Genomic DNA, 14,282 nt, shown 5'->3' with positions numbered 1-14,282 from the left:
CTCGACATCCAACGCCCCCGGTGCCACCCCCGGAGGCGAAGAGCGTCGACGACCCTCGGCTTCCACCGCCCCCTACGTCGCGCCACCCAGGAAGGCCGTCCGCGATGACCACCCTCGGCTTTGGGTCCCTGCCCGTCGACACGACCACGACCGCCCCCGCCGCCCTGCTCACCCCCCGCACCCTCGACGAGGCCCTGCGGATGCTCGCCGGCGGTGACGCCGCGCCCGTCGGCGGCGGTGTGGCGCACGTGCTGCGGCGGCATGACCACCTCGCTCCGGCCGCCGCCAAGCTGGTGTCCGTCGCGGGACTGCCCGGGTTCGGCGACATCACCGTGCACGCCGAGCACGTCACCATCGGCGCCGGCGTCCGGCTCGGTGCCCTCGCCGCCGACGAACGGCTCGCCCGGCTCTGGCCCGTCGTGACCGAGGCGGCGGGCTCCGTCGCCACCGGTCGTATCCGCCGCCTGGTCACCCTCGGCGGCAACATCGCCGCCCGCGACGAGAGCCACGACCCACCCGTGGCGCTCACCGCCGTCGGCGCCGCACTCGCCGTACGCGGCGCGACCGGCGCCCGCACCCTCGCCGTCACGGAAGCGGACCGGCTGCGCCCCGACGAACTGATCGAGCACGTACGGCTCCCGCTGCCCACCGCCCGCACGGGTTCGGCCTACGAGAAGTTCCTGGTGCGCGGCGTCTGGGAATACGCCTGCGTCAACGTCGCCGCGGCCGTAGCCCTCGCCGAGGACGGCACCGTACGGCAGCTGGCCCTCGCGGTCGGCTCGGTGGCCGGTGGCCCGGTCGCCGTCGACCTCATGGGACTGACCGGTGTTCGCCCCGATCGGCACCTCGTGGCGGCAGCCGCCGATCGCGCGGCGGCCGGCACCACCCCGTACAGCGACGTCACGGGCTCCGCCGCCTACAAGACCCGGATGATCGCCGAGTTCTCGCGGCGCGCCCTGATCAGCGCGATCCGTCGCGCCGAAGCCCCTGAGGGAGAAGACCGATGACCGCCACGACCCGCGACGGTCAGGCCCGGACCCGGGACGGCGTCACCCTCTCGTACACCCTGCATCCGGCTCCCGCCGGAGCACCCCGCATCGCCTTCGTCCACAGCCTGGCCCTCGACCGCTCCCTGTGGTCCGGGGTCACGGCCGCGCTCGCGGGACGCGTGGAGATGGTGACGTACGACTGCCGCGGCCACGGCAGGTCCGGGCGCCCCAACGGCCCCTACACCACAGGGCGGTTCGCCGACGACCTCGTCGACCTCCTCGACCACCTGGGCTGGCCGGACACCGCCGTCGCGGGCTGCTCCATGGGCGGCTGCGTCGCCCAGGCGTTCGCCGCCGCCCACCCCGCCCGTACCCAGGCCGCGCTCTTCGTCGACACCACCGCCTGGTACGGGCCGACCGCACCGGAGGACTGGGCCGCCCGCGCCACGGCGGCCCGCGACAAGGGACTGGCCTCATTGATTCCCTTCCAGCTCACCCGCTGGTTCGGCGACGCCTTCCGCGCCGCCGAACCCGAGCTGATGGCCCGGCTGACCGAGGTGTTCACCGCCAACGACGTGGACTGCTACGAGGCCACCTGCGCCATGCTCGGCCGGGCCGATCTGCGCGACTCGGCCCCGGCCATCCCGAATCCGGCGGCCGTCCTGGTCGGAGAGGACGACGGCGCGACACCGCCGGAGATGGCCAGGGTGCTCGCCCGGCTCATCGGCGACGGCCCCGCAACGGTCGTCCCCGGCACCCGGCACCTCACCCCCCTGGAGAACCCCGCCGTCGTGGTCGACGCGCTCACCGCGCTGCTCGACCGGGCGGCGGGCGAGACGGTCGGAGAACGCGCATGACCACGACGCACGTCGTCGACATCCACGCCCACCACGTCGGCACGTACGCCGTCGAACGGATCAGGGAGGAGGGAGCGGCTCACCACGTCCGCCTCGTCACGGGTGAGGTGGCCGGGAAGCCGGTCACCCGTGTCGAGGTCGCGGGCCGTCCGAGCGGACTGCCCCTTCTGCCCCAACTCACGGACGTGTCCACCCGGTTGGCCTGGATGGACGCGGCCGGAGTCGACGTCCAGCTCGTGGCCCCGTGGATGGACCTCGCAGGATACGAACTCGACCCCGAGGACGGCCTCTGGCTGGCCCGTGTCCAGAACGACTCGGCGGCCCGACTCCTCACCGGCCACGACCGTTTCCTCGCCGCCGCGGCCGTCCCGCTCCAGCATCCCGGCTACGCGGCCGCCGAACTCCGGCGCGCCGTCACCGAACTCGGCCACTCGGCCGTGCAGATCGGCGCCCGGATCGGTGAACTCGGCCTCGACGACCCCTCGTTGGACCCCTTCTGGGACACCGCCCAGGATCTCGGCGTCCCGGTGATCGTGCACCCCGCCGAACTCGACGTGCCCGACCGGCACCGGCGCCTGTTCCTGCACATCCTCGTCGGCAACCCGGCCGAGACGACCTTCGCGGCGGCCGCGCTGCTGCTCGGCGGCGTCCTGGAACGGCGGCCCGGCCTCAGGGTGCTGCTCGTGCACGGCGGCGGTTTCGTGCCGTACCAGATCGGCCGCCTCCAGCGGGGCTACACCGCGGCGCCCCCGCAGTTCCGCGCCCGGGGCGTCCGCAGCCCCCGCGACCTGCTCGGACAGCTCTTCTACGACACCGTCCTGCACGACGACGACGCGCTGCGGCACCTGCTGGACTTCGCGGGCCCGGAGCGTGTGCTGCTCGGCAGCGACTATCCGTTCCCGATGCGGACGGACGGCCCGGCCGACGCCCTGGACGCGCTGAAAATCGACGGCGAGGAGCGGGCGACCCTGTTCGGAGCCGGGCGCTTCCTCGGCGCCGAGGGGGTCAGTCCGGGAAGCCCGTCCAGCCCGAGCGTTCCACCGCGGCCAGGCCCCGGCGCACGATGGACCGAGTGAGCGCCGCCGCCAGCTCGGCCTCCCGGTCGGCGTACGCCTGCATCAGCCGGCGGTGGTCGGCCAGGGAGGTGTCCAGGCGACCCGGCAGCGACAGGCTCAGATGCCGCAGCTGGAGGGTCCTGATCCCGACGGAGTCGAGCACGCCCCGCACGATGTCGTTCGCCGCGAGCCGGGCCTCGGTGTTGCGGAACTCGACGTTGTGCCAGAAGTACCGGTCGAGGTCTCCGGCCGCGGCCGCCTCCTCCAACCGGGCCTGCACGGCGGCCAGTTCTTCGAGCTGGGTGTCCGTGCAGTGCTCGACGATCCGCCGGCTCACCAGACCGTACAGCTCGCCGCGCAGCTCGTATATGTCGCGGACCTCCTCGATGCCGAGGCGCCGTACCCGGGGCCGCTTCCGGGCGACGATCTCCACGAGGCCCTCCCGCTCCAGGACGGCGAGGGCCTCGCGCACCGGGGTACGGCTGCTGTGGAACCGGCGGGCCAGCTCGACAGAGTTGAGATCGTCGCCCGGCTGGAGCCGGCCCTCGATGATCGCGGCGCCGATCGAGACCAGGATCTCGTCACCGACGCTGTCCAGGTCCTGCGAGCGGCCGAGCACCCGCAGGATCTCCCGCTCGCCGGCCGTCAGCTCGCCGTGCTCGCGCGCCGGCCACGTCGCCGATCCGTCCACCGCCACTCCCGAGCACCGCCTCGCTGCCGCTTGGTGAGACGCCCGTCATGAAAGGCCCCGCCATGGATCACCAGCCAACCACACCCAGGACCCCGTGGGTCGTGGGCATCACAGGGGCGAGCGGCACGCCGTACGCGGCGGCCGTCCTGCGCGGCCTGCTCGACGCGGGCGAGGCGGTGGACCTCGTGGTCAGCAGAGCGGCCCGGCTGCCCCTGCTCGACGAGACCGGACTGACCTTCCGCGAGGCGCGGTGGCACATGGACGTCAAGGAGTTCATCGGGCGGGACGTCGGTGACATGCGCGTCTGGAAGGAGAACGACTTCACCGCCGGACCGGCCAGCGGCAGCTATCCGACCCGGGGCATGATCGTGGTGCCGGCGACCACGGCCGCCGTCGCGGGCATCGCCACCGGTATGAGCAAGGACCTGATCCAGCGCGCGGCCGACGTCACCCTGAAGGAGCGCCGGATGCTGGTCCTCGTCGTACGGGAGACACCCCTGCGTCGCGTCACGCTCCAGCAGATGGCCGACCTGTCCGGCGAGGGAGCGGTCGTGCTGCCCGCCTCACCCGGCTTCTACGCGGGCTCCCACGACGTACGGCAGATGACGGACTTCGTGGCGGGCAAGGTCCTGGACGTCGTCGGTGTACCCCACACCCTCTATACCCGCTGGCGGGGACAGCTCGGCGCGGCCCGGGCCGAGGAGGCGGCGGCCGGTGCGTGAGATCCTGCCGCAGCTGCGCGAACTGGCGGCCGCGGGAACGCCGTTCGCCCTCGCCACCGTCGTCGCGGTGCGCGGCAGCGCACCCCGGCAGCCGGGCGCGGCGCTGGCGGTGACCCCGGACGGGCGGGTGATCGGCAGCGTGTCCGGCGGCTGTGTCGAGGGCGCGGTGTACGAGGCCGCCGCCGAGGCGCTGGCGACGGGCAAGGCCGGGCTGCACACGTACGGCATCGCCGACGACGACGCGTTCGCGGTCGGTCTGACCTGCGGCGGCACCTTGGAGGTCCTGGTCCGGGCACAGGACCCGCACGACACGGGCCTGAACCGTCTGTTGGACCGCCTCGACCGGGACGAGCCCGTCGCCGTCGCCACCGTGATCGGCGGTGCCGCGCCGCCGGCCGCCCGGCTCACCGTCACGGAGGACGGGACGTACGGCTCGCTCGGCCACCCGGATCTGGACCGCGCCGCCGCCGAGGAGGCCCGGGGGCTGCTCGCCCGGGGCCGCACGGCCGTACGGCACATCGGCGCCGAGGGACAGCGGCGCATGGACCAAGTCGCCCTGTTCGTCGAGTCGTTCCGCCCGCCCGCGCGCATGCTCGTCTTCGGGGCCATCGACCACGCGGCCGCCACTGCCGGGATGGGCGCCTTCCTGGGCTACCGGGTGACGGTCTGCGACGCCCGCCCGGTCTTCGCCACGCCCGAGCGCTTCCCCGGCGCCGACGAGGTGGTGTGCGCCTGGCCCCACGAGTACCTCGCCCGGACGGACGTGGACGAGCGGACCGTCGTGTGCGTCCTCACCCATGACCCGAAGTTCGACATCCCGCTGCTGCTCGCGGCGCTGCGCACCCGCGCCGGGTACATCGGCGTGATGGGCAGCCGCCGTACCCACGGCGACCGGACACGCCGCCCGCGCGAGGCGGGCGTCACCGACGCCGACCTGTCCCGCCTGAGGTCCCCGATCGGCCTGGACCTCGGCGCCCGCACACCGCAGGAGACGGCCGTCTCGATCGCGGGGGAGATCATCGCGACGCGGTGGGACGGCACGGGGCGACCGCTGTCGCGGCTGACCGGTGACATCCACCGTGGGGTGGGCGAACCGGCAGCCCCTTGAGCCGGGCTGCCGGGTGCCGAACCCGTCACGCCTCGCCCAGCACCGCCCGGATCACGTGCCGGGCGGTGTCCGCCATCGTCGGGTTGGTCGTCCGGTAGTACGGCAGCGCGATCAGCGCCTGCGAGAGCGTGCGGGCCCGGCCGCGCGTCCAGGTGGCGTCGTCCACGCCGAGCGCCTCGCGGAAGACCTCCCGTGCACCGGCCGGCAGCAGATTCCACGCCGGGAACAGATCGCAGGCGGGGTCGCCCACGCCCATGCACCCGAAGTCGATCACCGACGTCAGCCTGCCGTTCGCGTCCACCAGCAGATTGCCCGGCATGAGGTCGGCGTGCAGCCACACCGGCGGCCCGTCCCAGCCAGGTGCCCCCAGCGCCTCCTCCCATACGGCGGCCACCGCGTCGCAGTCGACGCCTTCCCCGGGGATCCCGCGCAGTTCCGCGATCGCCGCCCGGGTCGACGCGTCGAGCGCGGCGAGCGGGCCGCCGCGGTAGGCCTGCGGCGCCCCGGGCAGGGTGACGCTCCGCATCGCCGCCACGAAGTCGGCCAAGTCCTCGGCCAGCAGCGCCGGTTCGGCCGGCGCACCCGCCCGCGGGTTCTCCCCGGCCAGCCAGCGGTACACCGACCACCGCCAGGGATAGCCTTCGGCGGGCTCCCCGGCGCCGAGCACCTCCGGTACGGCCGTGGGCAGCAGGGGCGCGAGCCGGGGCAGCCACTCCCGCTCCAGCGACATGTCCTCGGCTCCGCCGGCCAGCAGCGGCAGCCGTACGACCATGCCCTCGCCCAGCCGGAACACCGCGTTGACCGTGCCACCGGACGGAAACCGCTCCAGCGGCAGCTCCGCCCACCGGGGGAACCGCCCGGCGACGAGCCGCCGTACGAGGTCGTCGTCGACGGGGTACAGGCCGGGCCGCGTCTGTGCTGTGGTCATGGGGCGCCATCCGACCGTCGGAGGCGGACGGGCGTCAACCCCTTTTCCGGCGCACCCCTTGGCGTGCGCATCTTTCCGCGCGCTTCCCTTCCGCCCGGCACACGTACGTGCGTCAGGCGTGCGGCCGCAGGCCCTGGAACAGCAGGTCGATCATGCGTGCCGCCTGCTCGCGCTGCTGCGGATCGCCCGCGACCATGGCGATGCCGCTGAGGGACATCACCACGTCGTCCGCGTCGACCTCGGGACGGGTCAGCCCCGCCGCAGCCGTCGCGGCGAGCAGGGCCCCGAGCGCCGTGTCCAGGCGCTCCCGGCTGTGCGCGAAGGGATTGCCGCCGGCGGCCACCACGGCGCGGATCGCGTCACCGAGCCCGATCTTCGTGGTCATGTAGTCGATGAACCGGTCCATCCACGCGCGCAGTGCCCGGTCCGGCGGAAGGGTCTCGAGCAGTTCCGCGGCGGCTTCGCAGACGGCGTCGAGTGTCCAACGACGTGGCCGGGCGGGCACGCCGGTCGACGGAGCCCCGGCTCCCGCGCCGGCCGGGATCCGCCGGAGGTGGGCGTCGACCGCTCGGCCTGTGACCGCTCAGCTCGTGGTGGCGGCGGCTTCCCCGAGCGCCTCACGGGCGGCTTCCAGCGCGGCGGTACGGTCGTCCGGCACCAGGCCGATGCGGGTGCGCCGGTCGAGGAGGTCGGCCTCGTCGAGCGCGCCCTCGTGCGAAGCGGCCCACACCAGCTCGGCGCGGGTGACGGGATGGCCGGGCAGGACGGGTTCGGCGAGGCGGGGGTCGTTCGCGGCGGGCGCCTGGACGACGGGTGCCTCGGTGCCGTAGCGCTGGATCAGGCGCGCGGGCGCGGACACCCGGCCGAGCCGTTCCGGTGACGCCGCGCCGACGAGCGGTACGGACGCGGTGGTGGACGGACCGGCGGGCAGGCCCCGGGCGGCGACGGCCGCGTCGACGGCGTCCTCGGCCATGCGCCGGTAGGTGGTGAGCTTGCCGCCGACCACGGTGATCACGCCGTCCGGCGAGGTCAGCACGGCGTGGCGGCGCGAGATGTCGGAGGTCCGGGCGGGGGCGCCGGAGTCCGCGCCGGTCGTGTCGAGCAGCGGGCGCAGTCCCGCGAAGGCGCCCACGACGTCCTCGCGCCGGACGTGCGTGTCCAGGGCGGATCCGAGCACGTCGAGCAGGAAGCCGATGTCCGTCTCGGGGACCTCCGGCACGTCGGGGATCTCGCCGTCCACCGGTTCGTCCGTGAGTCCGACGTACACGCGACCGTCGTCCTGGGGGAGGACCAGGACGAAGCGGTTGCTCTCGCCGGGGATCGGGATGTGCAGGCCCGCCGGCAGCGGGCCGAAGAGGTCGGCGCGCAGCACCAGGTGCGTGCCGCGCGAGGGCCGGATCCGGATGCCGTCGACCAGGTCGCCCGCCCATACCCCGGAGGCGTTGATCACCGCGCGGGCCCTGATCTCGCCCTCCTCGCCGGTGAGTTCGTCACGGACACGGGCGCCCGTCCCGGTGAGCTCGAGCACCCGGACCCGGGTCAGGATGCGTGCGCCGCGGGCGGCGGCGGTGCGGGCGAGGGCGGTCACCAGCCGGGCGTCGTCGGTCACCTTGCCGTCCCAGGACAGCAGACCTCCGCGCAGCCCGTCGCCGCGCACGGACGGCGCCAGATGACGGGCCTCCACCGCGGACAGACGGCGCGGCGCGGGCAGGGTGGCCCGGGCCGTACGGGCCGCGAGCCGCAGGGCGTCCCCGGCGCGCAGCCCGGCCCAGGCCAGCGACGCCTGCCCCCGCGACACCATGGGAGTCAGCGGCAGCACGAACGGCTGGGCGCGCACGAGATGAGGGGCGGTGCGTTCCATCAGCAGCCCGCGCTCGACCGCGCTCTCGTGGGCGACATCGAACTGTCCGGACGCAAGATAACGCAGCCCGCCGTGGATGAGCTTGGAGCTCCAGCGTGACGTACCGAAGGCCAGGTCGTGCGCGTCGACGGCGACCACGCCCAGCCCACGTGCGGCCGCGTCCAGCGCGGTACCGGCACCGGTCGCGCCGAAGCCGACGACCAGGACGTCGGCCGTGAACCCCCCGACCACCTCGGTGAGTTCACGCCGACGGCGGGCCGCGGAGAGGGACGATCCGGGCGCGGGCGCGGTCGCGTCGGCCGTGCTGCTGGTGCGGCTCATGGCGTGAGAGTCCTCTCCAGAAGGGTGCGCAGTTCGCCGAGGAAGGCCTCGGAGGTCAGGTCGGGGTCGTCCTCGTCGGTCATGGTCCGCAGCGACAACGTGAAGGACTGGACGACCAACAGCAGGGAACGCGCCTGCAGTCCGACGGGTGCCGGGCGCACGGAGCCGTCGGCGTGCCCCTCGCGCAGACCGTCGGACAGCAGCTCCAAGAGGGCCTCCTGGCTCGCCCCGCGCCGGTCGAGCACATAGGGGAGCAGCAGTTCGGGATCGACGTCGACGATCTTGGTGATGAGCGGATGGGCCCGGAACGCGGCCACCCCGGCCACCAGCCCGTCGACGATCAGCTCGCGCGCCGACCGGTCCGGCCGGCGCTCCGGCATGGCCCCGGTGGCCACGCCGATCCACTCACGGGTCATCAAGTCGCCCACCAGGGAGCGCACATCGGGCCAGCGGCGGTACAACGTCATCCGCGAGACACCGGCGCGCCGGGCCACGTCGGTCAGGGTGGTGCGCCGGACTCCGACGGCCAGCACACAGTCGCGCACCGCGTCGAGCACGGGATCGCTGTCCGAGTCCTTGTGACGAATAGGCGTCATGTGTCACAGTGTAACGCCCCGTGGAGCCGCACGGGAGACATGGATTCGCGGGCCAGTAACCGGACGATGGGGGCAACCGTTCATGGACATGCTGTGGAACGGCTGGGGCGACCCGGCCAAGGCGGCGCCGCTGCCCGACGCGGTGACCGGGGTGCTGCGCGATCTGCTCGGCGTCAAGCCGCACAGCACCGGCGCGCCGGCCCTCGAGGACATCTCCGTCCCCGAACCGGCCCTGGAGCCTGCCGTGTTCGGGGCGCTGGCGGACGCCGTCGCCGGCGAGGCCCAGGTGCGTACGGACGCCGAGAGCCGCGTCCGGCACACGCGTGGCAAGTCCACGCCGGACCTGCTGCTGATCCGCGCCGGTGACGTCACGGACGTACCCGAGGCCGTCGTCCTGCCCGCGACCCACGACGAGGTGCTCGCCGTCCTGCGGGCCTGCGCCCGACACGGCCTGGCCGTGGTCCCGTTCGGGGGCGGAACCTCCGTCGTCGGCGGCCTCGCGCCGCAGCGGCGCGCCTTCGTCGCCCTCGACCTGCGGCGCATGGACGGCCTGCTCGACCTCGACCCGGTCTCCCGCACCGCCACCCTGCAACCCGGCCTGCGGGCCCCGCACGCCGAGGCGCTCCTGGCCGAACACGGCTTCACGCTCGGCCACTTCCCGCAGTCCTACGAGTGGGCCACCATCGGCGGGTTCGCCGCCGCGCGCTCCAGCGGACAGGCCTCCGCCGGATACGGCCGCTTCGACGACATGGTCCTCGGCCTCACCCTCGCCACATCCCGCGGCACCCTGGAGATCGGCCGCGCACCGCGCTCGGCGGCCGGCCCCGACCTGCGCCATCTCGTCCTCGGCTCCGAGGGCGCCTTCGGCGTCATCACCTCGGTCACCGTTCGGATCCGGCCCGTCCCGCAGGTCCGCGTCTACGAGGGCTGGCGCTTCGCCTCGTTCGAGGAGGGCGCCGTCGCCCTGCGCCGCCTCGCCCAGGACGGGCCGCGACCCACCGTGCTGCGTCTGTCCGACGAGACCGAGACCCTCATCGGACTCGCCCAGCCCGACGCCATCGGCTCCGCCGACGCACGGCAGGGTGCCGGATGCCAGGCGATCGTCGGCTACGAGGGCACCGAGGAGGACACCTCCCACCGACGTGAGCGCGCCGCCGCCGTCCTGCGCGAGAGCGGCGGCGTCTGCCTGGGGGCCGAACCGGGCGAACGCTGGGCGCACGGCCGCTACTCGGCCCCCTACCTGCGCGACGCGCTGCTCGACGTCGGCGCCTTCGCCGAGACGCTGGAGACCGCGACCTTCTGGTCCCGCGTCCCAGCCCTCTACTCGGCCGTGCGCACGGCACTCACCGACACCCTCACCCGGGCCGGCACCCCGCCACTGGTGATGTGCCACATCTCCCACGTGTACGAGAACGGCGCCTCCCTGTACTTCACCGTGGTCTCCGCCCAGGGCGAGGACCCGGTCGCCCACTGGACGCCGGCCAAGCACGCCGCCAACGAGGCCGTCATCGCCGCCGGCGGCACGATCAGCCACCACCACGGGGTGGGCACGGACCACCGGGACTGGTATGTCAGGGAGGCCGGAGTCCTGGGCGTCGAGGCGCTTCGCGCGGTCAAGGACCGCCTGGACCCGGACGGCCTGCTGAACCCCGGCATCCTGCTCCCGCTCGACTGACCCGTCCCGACCGCTCGCCTGCCCGGCGGCCTCGCCCACCCCGACCGTCCGACCGCTTGCCCACCCCGACCGCCTTGCCCGCTCCGCCCGGCACCGCCGCCGGGCCGCCACCCGTCATCGCCCGGAGGCCCACCGATGCGCCAGTTCACCGCCGTCGTCAACCCCACCGCGGGCGGCTCCACCGGGGCGGCGGCGCTGCTGCACATCGGCCGGCTGCTGCGGGAGGCCGGGGCGGAACTGGAGACCGAGTACAGCCGCAGCCTGGCTCACGCCCAGGAGATCGCCCGCGAGGCCGGTGAGCGCGGCCGGGTGGTGCTCGCGGTCGGCGGCGACGGCATCGCCGGCGGGATCGGCGGCGCCCTCAGCGGCACCGGCACCGTCCTCGGCCTGGTCCCCGCGGGGCGCGGCAACGACTTCGCCCGCGCCCTCGGCCTGCCCGCCGACCCTGCCGAGCTGGCCCGGATCCTGCTCCACAACGAGCCCCGGCGGGTCGACACCATCGAGGTGGAGTCGGCCGTCCACCCGCGCACCGTGGTGCTGGGCAGCGTGTACGCGGGCGTCGACGCGCTCGCCAACCGCCACGCCAACAACGCGCGGCTGCTGCGCGGAGCCGCCTCCTACTACGCGGGCGGACTGCGCGCGGTGACCACGTGGCGTACGGCGACGTACCGCGTCACGGTCGACGGACAGGAGCACGACCACCGCGGTTACACCGTCGTGGCCGCCAACTCCCCCTACTACGGCTCCGGTCGGGCCATCGCCCCGGACGCCAGCGTCGACGACGGGCTGCTCGACATCGTGCTGATCCGCGAGGCCCCGCGCCGCCTCTTCTTCGCCCTCATGAACGAGCTGAGCACCGGCGCCCACATCAACAGGCCCGAGGTGGAGGTCCTGCGCGGGCGGGAGATCCGTATCGAGGCCGACCGTCCCGTCCCTTACGGCGCGGACGGCGAGGTCGAGGCCACGCTGCCGGTCACGGCGCGGGTGCGTCCGGGGGACCTCGCCGTTCTGTACTGAACTGCCGACGACTGCTCGAACCGACCGGCGACTACTCGAAGAGATGCTTGACGACCCGCTCGGCGGCCTCGTGCTCGGCGGCGGGCGGGGAGAGTTCGCTCAGCGTGTCGAGGTCCGTGTCCTGCTGAAGCTCCACCTCCCAGGCGGCGGCGAGCCGCTCCTGCTCCCCGCGCGGCATCCCCTCGACTCGCTCACGGTCGTGCGGACTCAGGGCGGTCAGAAAGCGCGCGACGGTCTCGATCGGCATCCGGTCCTCCTCGCTGACGGAACATGCCCCGACAGGGCCACGCCCCCAGCGTGATCGCCACGGCCCCCCACTGCGCCCGGCACAGGGCCGAATGGCGGAACACCGGGCCCCCGACGAGCAGTTGGCCCAAGTCGCAGAGCGGACCGCAGGGGATGCACGGCCGACGGGCCGTCGCAGCCGTCAGCAGCTCCCGTCCGGCCCCACGCAAGGATCGCTCTCGGGCAAGTGCTTCTTCGCCCACTCACCGAGTTCCTTGAGCGCCGGTTCCAGTGCCGCGCCCGTCTCCGTCAGGCGGTACGAGACCCGCAGGGGCGGGCCCTCGTCGACCTCGCGCACCACCAGGCCCGCCGCGCCGAGTTCCGCCAGGCGGTCGGAGAGCATCCGCTCGCTGATGCCGGGGACCGCTCGCCGCAGGTCGGCGAAGTGCGCCGGCTGTTCGAGCAGCACGGACACGATCGGGCCGCTCCACCGCTTTCCGAGCAGTTGGAAGACGCGCGTGATGCCGACGTCGACCTTCTTGCACGCCCCCACGTCGTGGGTCTGTTCCACCGCCATGCGCCCATGCTACTACCACGCCGTAGGGGGGTAAAAAAAAGTAAGTCCATGTGTTAGACATAGCTGCATACGAAACACCAGCCCGTGACGTTTCCCGTCCCGGGCGCGTTCCCCTGGAGACACGCATGGCCACCCTGCTCCACATCGACTCGTCCGTCTTCCCGAGCGCGGCGTCCGCGTCCCGCGCCGTGACGGACACCTTCCGCAAGACGTGGGAGGCGCAGCACCCCGAGGGCACGGTGATCTACCGCGACCTGTCCGCGAGCCCCGTCCCGCACATCACCGCCGACGCCCACACCGCGGCCTTCGTCGACCCCGCCACCCACACGCCCGGGCAGGCCGCCGCGTTCGCCGAGCGTGTGCGACTGATCGAGGAGCTGGAGCAGGCGGATGCCGTGCTCGTCGGGGCGCCGATGTACAACTTCACGATTCCCTCGACGCTCAAGGCGTGGCTGGACAACGTGATCCTGTTCGGCCGCACCGCGGGCGACACCCCGAGTGCCAAGGGCACCCCGGTCACTGTCGTGGCCAGCCGCGGCGGCTCCTACGCGCCTGGCACGCCGCGGGAGGGCTTCGAGTACGTGCAGAACTACCTGGCGGCGGTCTTCGTCGACATGCTCGGACTCGAACTCGACTACATCGTCCCCGAGCTGACGATGGCCCCGCAGAACCCGGCCATGGCCGAGCTGGTGCCGCTGTTCGAGTCGTCCCGCGACCGCGCCCTCGAGGACGCGGCCGTCAAGGCCAAGGCCCTCGCCGAGCGCCTCGCCGCGTAAGCGCCGGCTGGAAGAGCGGTTGACGAACCCGCGGGCCGGTGGGGGCTGGAGTTCGTCCAGGACCGCCCAGTGGTCGGATCCGTCCGAGAGGACGTCGTGCCACGTCCCCGTACCACCGGGGTACGACGCGGCGCCCTGGTCTCCGAGGCGGCCGCGCAGGCCGCCACCAGCACGGACCTGACCTCGTTCTGGACCGGACACCGTATCGAGGGCTGATCCGGCACGGGCCGCCGCGGGTGATGTATTTCGCCCCCCCTCGGCAGCCCCCTTCCGTCAGCGGTGGCGCCGGTCCCGGTACGGGATCCGGGCCAGGTCGTGGACCTCGCCCATCGTGCCCCACTCGTTGCCGCCCAGGCGGGCCAGCGGACGCAGCAGCCGGATGTCGGGCCGGCCGTCCACCAGGACGTCCTCGCTGACGGCGGCGTGCACGACACGGCCGAACACCACCGTGGAGTCGCCCAGCCCCAGCGTGGAGTGCAGCGTGCACTCCAGCGCGACGGGAGAGGCGGCCACCCGCGGCGGCTTCACGCGCAGCGACGGCTCCCGCTCGATACCGACCACGTCGAACTCGCCCTCCTCCCGGGGGAAGTCCGTCCCGGTCGCGTTGATCTGCTCGAAGAGCGGCTCGGGAGTGAAGTTGACGACGAACTCGCGCGTCTCCTCGACGTTGTGCAGCGAGTCCTTCCGCCCCACAGAGGTGAACTGCACGATCGGCGGGTCGACGCAGGCGACGGTGAAGAACGAGTGTGGTGCGAGATTGGCCGTCCTGCCGTCCGCGGAGAGGGTGGAGACCCAGGCGATCGGCCGGGGCACGATCACGGCGGTCAGCAGCCGGTAGAAGGAGCCGGCACCGAGGGTGTCCGGTGAATAGTCGACGCGCATGG

At 73.6% G+C, this 14,282-nt stretch carries 16 protein-coding genes; 8 read left to right on the top strand and 8 right to left on the bottom strand.

Features of this window, described 5'->3' with window-relative positions:
* The first annotated feature begins 104 nt into the window (after positions 1-104).
* Genes IEZ19_RS01145 through IEZ19_RS01135 form a run of 3 tightly spaced genes read left to right on the top strand, consistent with a single transcriptional unit; the run spans position 105 to position 2,922 of the window.
* Complete coding sequence (locus tag IEZ19_RS01145) at positions 105-1,007, top strand: FAD binding domain-containing protein (RefSeq protein ID WP_189309039.1); 903 nt, start codon at positions 105-107, stop codon at positions 1,005-1,007.
* Positions 1,004-1,846, top strand: coding sequence for an alpha/beta fold hydrolase (locus IEZ19_RS01140; RefSeq protein WP_189309038.1), 843 nt, complete (start codon positions 1,004-1,006; stop codon positions 1,844-1,846). Before IEZ19_RS01145 ends, IEZ19_RS01140 begins: the two co-directional genes overlap by 4 nt.
* Positions 1,843-2,922 carry an amidohydrolase family protein gene (locus IEZ19_RS01135; RefSeq protein WP_189309037.1) on the top strand — a complete coding sequence of 360 codons (1,080 nt, stop codon included), beginning with the start codon at positions 1,843-1,845 and terminating at the stop codon, positions 2,920-2,922. Before IEZ19_RS01140 ends, IEZ19_RS01135 begins: the two co-directional genes overlap by 4 nt.
* On the opposite strand, the gene IEZ19_RS01130 is transcribed toward IEZ19_RS01135, so the two are convergent.
* The gene (locus tag IEZ19_RS01130; RefSeq protein WP_189309036.1) at positions 2,852-3,592 is read right to left on the bottom strand and encodes a GntR family transcriptional regulator; all 741 of its coding nucleotides are present in this window, start codon (positions 3,590-3,592) and stop codon (positions 2,852-2,854) included. The two genes, IEZ19_RS01135 and IEZ19_RS01130, sit on opposite strands and share 71 nt — an antisense overlap.
* A gap of 62 nt (positions 3,593-3,654) precedes the next feature.
* Here IEZ19_RS01130 and IEZ19_RS01125 point away from each other — a divergent pair, with 62 nt between their 5' ends.
* Positions 3,655-4,314 carry a UbiX family flavin prenyltransferase gene (locus tag IEZ19_RS01125; RefSeq protein ID WP_189309035.1) on the top strand — a complete coding sequence of 220 codons (660 nt, stop codon included), beginning with the start codon at positions 3,655-3,657 and terminating at the stop codon, positions 4,312-4,314.
* On the top strand, positions 4,307-5,422 hold the full coding sequence (locus IEZ19_RS01120; RefSeq protein WP_189309034.1) for an XdhC family protein: 1,116 nt from the start codon (positions 4,307-4,309) through the stop codon (positions 5,420-5,422). Before IEZ19_RS01125 ends, IEZ19_RS01120 begins: the two co-directional genes overlap by 8 nt.
* Positions 5,423-5,447: 25 nt before the next feature.
* Here IEZ19_RS01120 and IEZ19_RS01115 read toward each other — a convergent pair whose 3' ends face one another.
* From IEZ19_RS01115 to IEZ19_RS01100, 4 genes are all read right to left on the bottom strand, one after another.
* Positions 5,448-6,350, bottom strand: coding sequence for an aminoglycoside phosphotransferase family protein (locus IEZ19_RS01115; RefSeq protein ID WP_189309033.1), 903 nt, complete (start codon positions 6,348-6,350; stop codon positions 5,448-5,450).
* A 112-nt stretch (positions 6,351-6,462) separates the two neighbouring features.
* Positions 6,463-6,855, bottom strand: a complete 393-nt coding sequence (locus IEZ19_RS01110; RefSeq protein ID WP_189309032.1) for an SbtR family transcriptional regulator — start codon at positions 6,853-6,855, stop codon at positions 6,463-6,465.
* 78 nt (positions 6,856-6,933) lie between these two features.
* Entirely contained in the window at positions 6,934-8,532 is a 1,599-nt protein-coding gene (locus IEZ19_RS01105; RefSeq protein WP_189309031.1) for a glycerol-3-phosphate dehydrogenase/oxidase, read from the bottom strand.
* Positions 8,529-9,128 (bottom strand): TetR/AcrR family transcriptional regulator, encoded by a 600-nt coding sequence (locus tag IEZ19_RS01100; RefSeq protein ID WP_189309030.1) that lies wholly within the window; start codon positions 9,126-9,128, stop codon positions 8,529-8,531. Before IEZ19_RS01100 ends, IEZ19_RS01105 begins: the two co-directional genes overlap by 4 nt.
* A gap of 82 nt (positions 9,129-9,210) precedes the next feature.
* Between IEZ19_RS01100 and IEZ19_RS01095 the strand changes: the two genes are divergently transcribed.
* Both IEZ19_RS01095 and IEZ19_RS01090 read left to right on the top strand, forming a co-directional pair.
* Positions 9,211-10,803 carry an FAD-binding oxidoreductase gene (locus IEZ19_RS01095; RefSeq protein WP_189309029.1) on the top strand — a complete coding sequence of 531 codons (1,593 nt, stop codon included), beginning with the start codon at positions 9,211-9,213 and terminating at the stop codon, positions 10,801-10,803.
* A gap of 135 nt (positions 10,804-10,938) precedes the next feature.
* The gene (locus tag IEZ19_RS01090) at positions 10,939-11,820 is read left to right on the top strand and encodes a YegS/Rv2252/BmrU family lipid kinase (RefSeq protein ID WP_189309028.1); all 882 of its coding nucleotides are present in this window, start codon (positions 10,939-10,941) and stop codon (positions 11,818-11,820) included.
* A gap of 31 nt (positions 11,821-11,851) precedes the next feature.
* On the opposite strand, the gene IEZ19_RS01085 is transcribed toward IEZ19_RS01090, so the two are convergent.
* On the bottom strand, positions 11,852-12,067 hold the full coding sequence (locus IEZ19_RS01085; protein WP_189309027.1) for a hypothetical protein: 216 nt from the start codon (positions 12,065-12,067) through the stop codon (positions 11,852-11,854).
* A 180-nt stretch (positions 12,068-12,247) separates the two neighbouring features.
* Positions 12,248-12,622, bottom strand: a complete 375-nt coding sequence (locus IEZ19_RS01080) for a winged helix-turn-helix transcriptional regulator (RefSeq protein WP_189309026.1) — start codon at positions 12,620-12,622, stop codon at positions 12,248-12,250.
* Between the two features lie 125 nt (positions 12,623-12,747).
* On the opposite strand from IEZ19_RS01080, the gene IEZ19_RS01075 reads away from it, so the two are divergent.
* A complete protein-coding gene (locus tag IEZ19_RS01075; protein ID WP_189309025.1) occupies positions 12,748-13,398 on the top strand; it encodes an FMN-dependent NADH-azoreductase in 651 nt (216 codons plus the stop codon).
* 273 nt (positions 13,399-13,671) lie between these two features.
* On the opposite strand, the gene IEZ19_RS01070 is transcribed toward IEZ19_RS01075, so the two are convergent.
* Positions 13,672-14,280 (bottom strand): flavin reductase family protein, encoded by a 609-nt coding sequence (locus tag IEZ19_RS01070; RefSeq protein WP_189309024.1) that lies wholly within the window; start codon positions 14,278-14,280, stop codon positions 13,672-13,674.
* Positions 14,281-14,282: the final 2 nt, after the last annotated feature.

Source organism: Streptomyces brasiliensis (assembly GCF_014647875.1).
GTDB classification, from domain to species: domain Bacteria; phylum Actinomycetota; class Actinomycetes; order Streptomycetales; family Streptomycetaceae; genus Streptomyces; species Streptomyces brasiliensis.
Note: the sequence above shows the minus strand (reverse complement) of the source record. Positions and strands in the feature narration are given on the sequence as shown.

Bases quoted from the DNA above. Each gene is read 5' to 3' on its own strand.
- IEZ19_RS01145 (WP_189309039.1), top strand. From the start codon at position 105: ATGACCACCCTCGGCTTTGGGTCCCTGCCCGTCGACACGACCACGACC.
- IEZ19_RS01140 (WP_189309038.1), top strand. From the start codon at position 1,004: ATGACCGCCACGACCCGCGACGGTCAGGCCCGGACCCGGGACGGCGTC.
- IEZ19_RS01090 (WP_189309028.1), top strand. From the start codon at position 10,939: ATGCGCCAGTTCACCGCCGTCGTCAACCCCACCGCGGGCGGCTCCACC.
- IEZ19_RS01105 (WP_189309031.1), bottom strand. From the start codon at position 8,532: ATGAGCCGCACCAGCAGCACGGCCGACGCGACCGCGCCCGCGCCCGGA.
- IEZ19_RS01075 (WP_189309025.1), top strand. From the start codon at position 12,748: ATGGCCACCCTGCTCCACATCGACTCGTCCGTCTTCCCGAGCGCGGCG.
- IEZ19_RS01135 (WP_189309037.1), top strand. From the start codon at position 1,843: ATGACCACGACGCACGTCGTCGACATCCACGCCCACCACGTCGGCACG.
- IEZ19_RS01125 (WP_189309035.1), top strand. From the start codon at position 3,655: ATGGATCACCAGCCAACCACACCCAGGACCCCGTGGGTCGTGGGCATC.
- IEZ19_RS01085 (WP_189309027.1), bottom strand. From the start codon at position 12,067: ATGCCGATCGAGACCGTCGCGCGCTTTCTGACCGCCCTGAGTCCGCAC.
- IEZ19_RS01100 (WP_189309030.1), bottom strand. From the start codon at position 9,128: ATGACGCCTATTCGTCACAAGGACTCGGACAGCGATCCCGTGCTCGAC.
- IEZ19_RS01080 (WP_189309026.1), bottom strand. From the start codon at position 12,622: ATGGCGGTGGAACAGACCCACGACGTGGGGGCGTGCAAGAAGGTCGAC.
- IEZ19_RS01095 (WP_189309029.1), top strand. From the start codon at position 9,211: ATGGACATGCTGTGGAACGGCTGGGGCGACCCGGCCAAGGCGGCGCCG.
- IEZ19_RS01115 (WP_189309033.1), bottom strand. From the start codon at position 6,350: ATGACCACAGCACAGACGCGGCCCGGCCTGTACCCCGTCGACGACGAC.
- IEZ19_RS01070 (WP_189309024.1), bottom strand. From the start codon at position 14,280: ATGCGCGTCGACTATTCACCGGACACCCTCGGTGCCGGCTCCTTCTAC.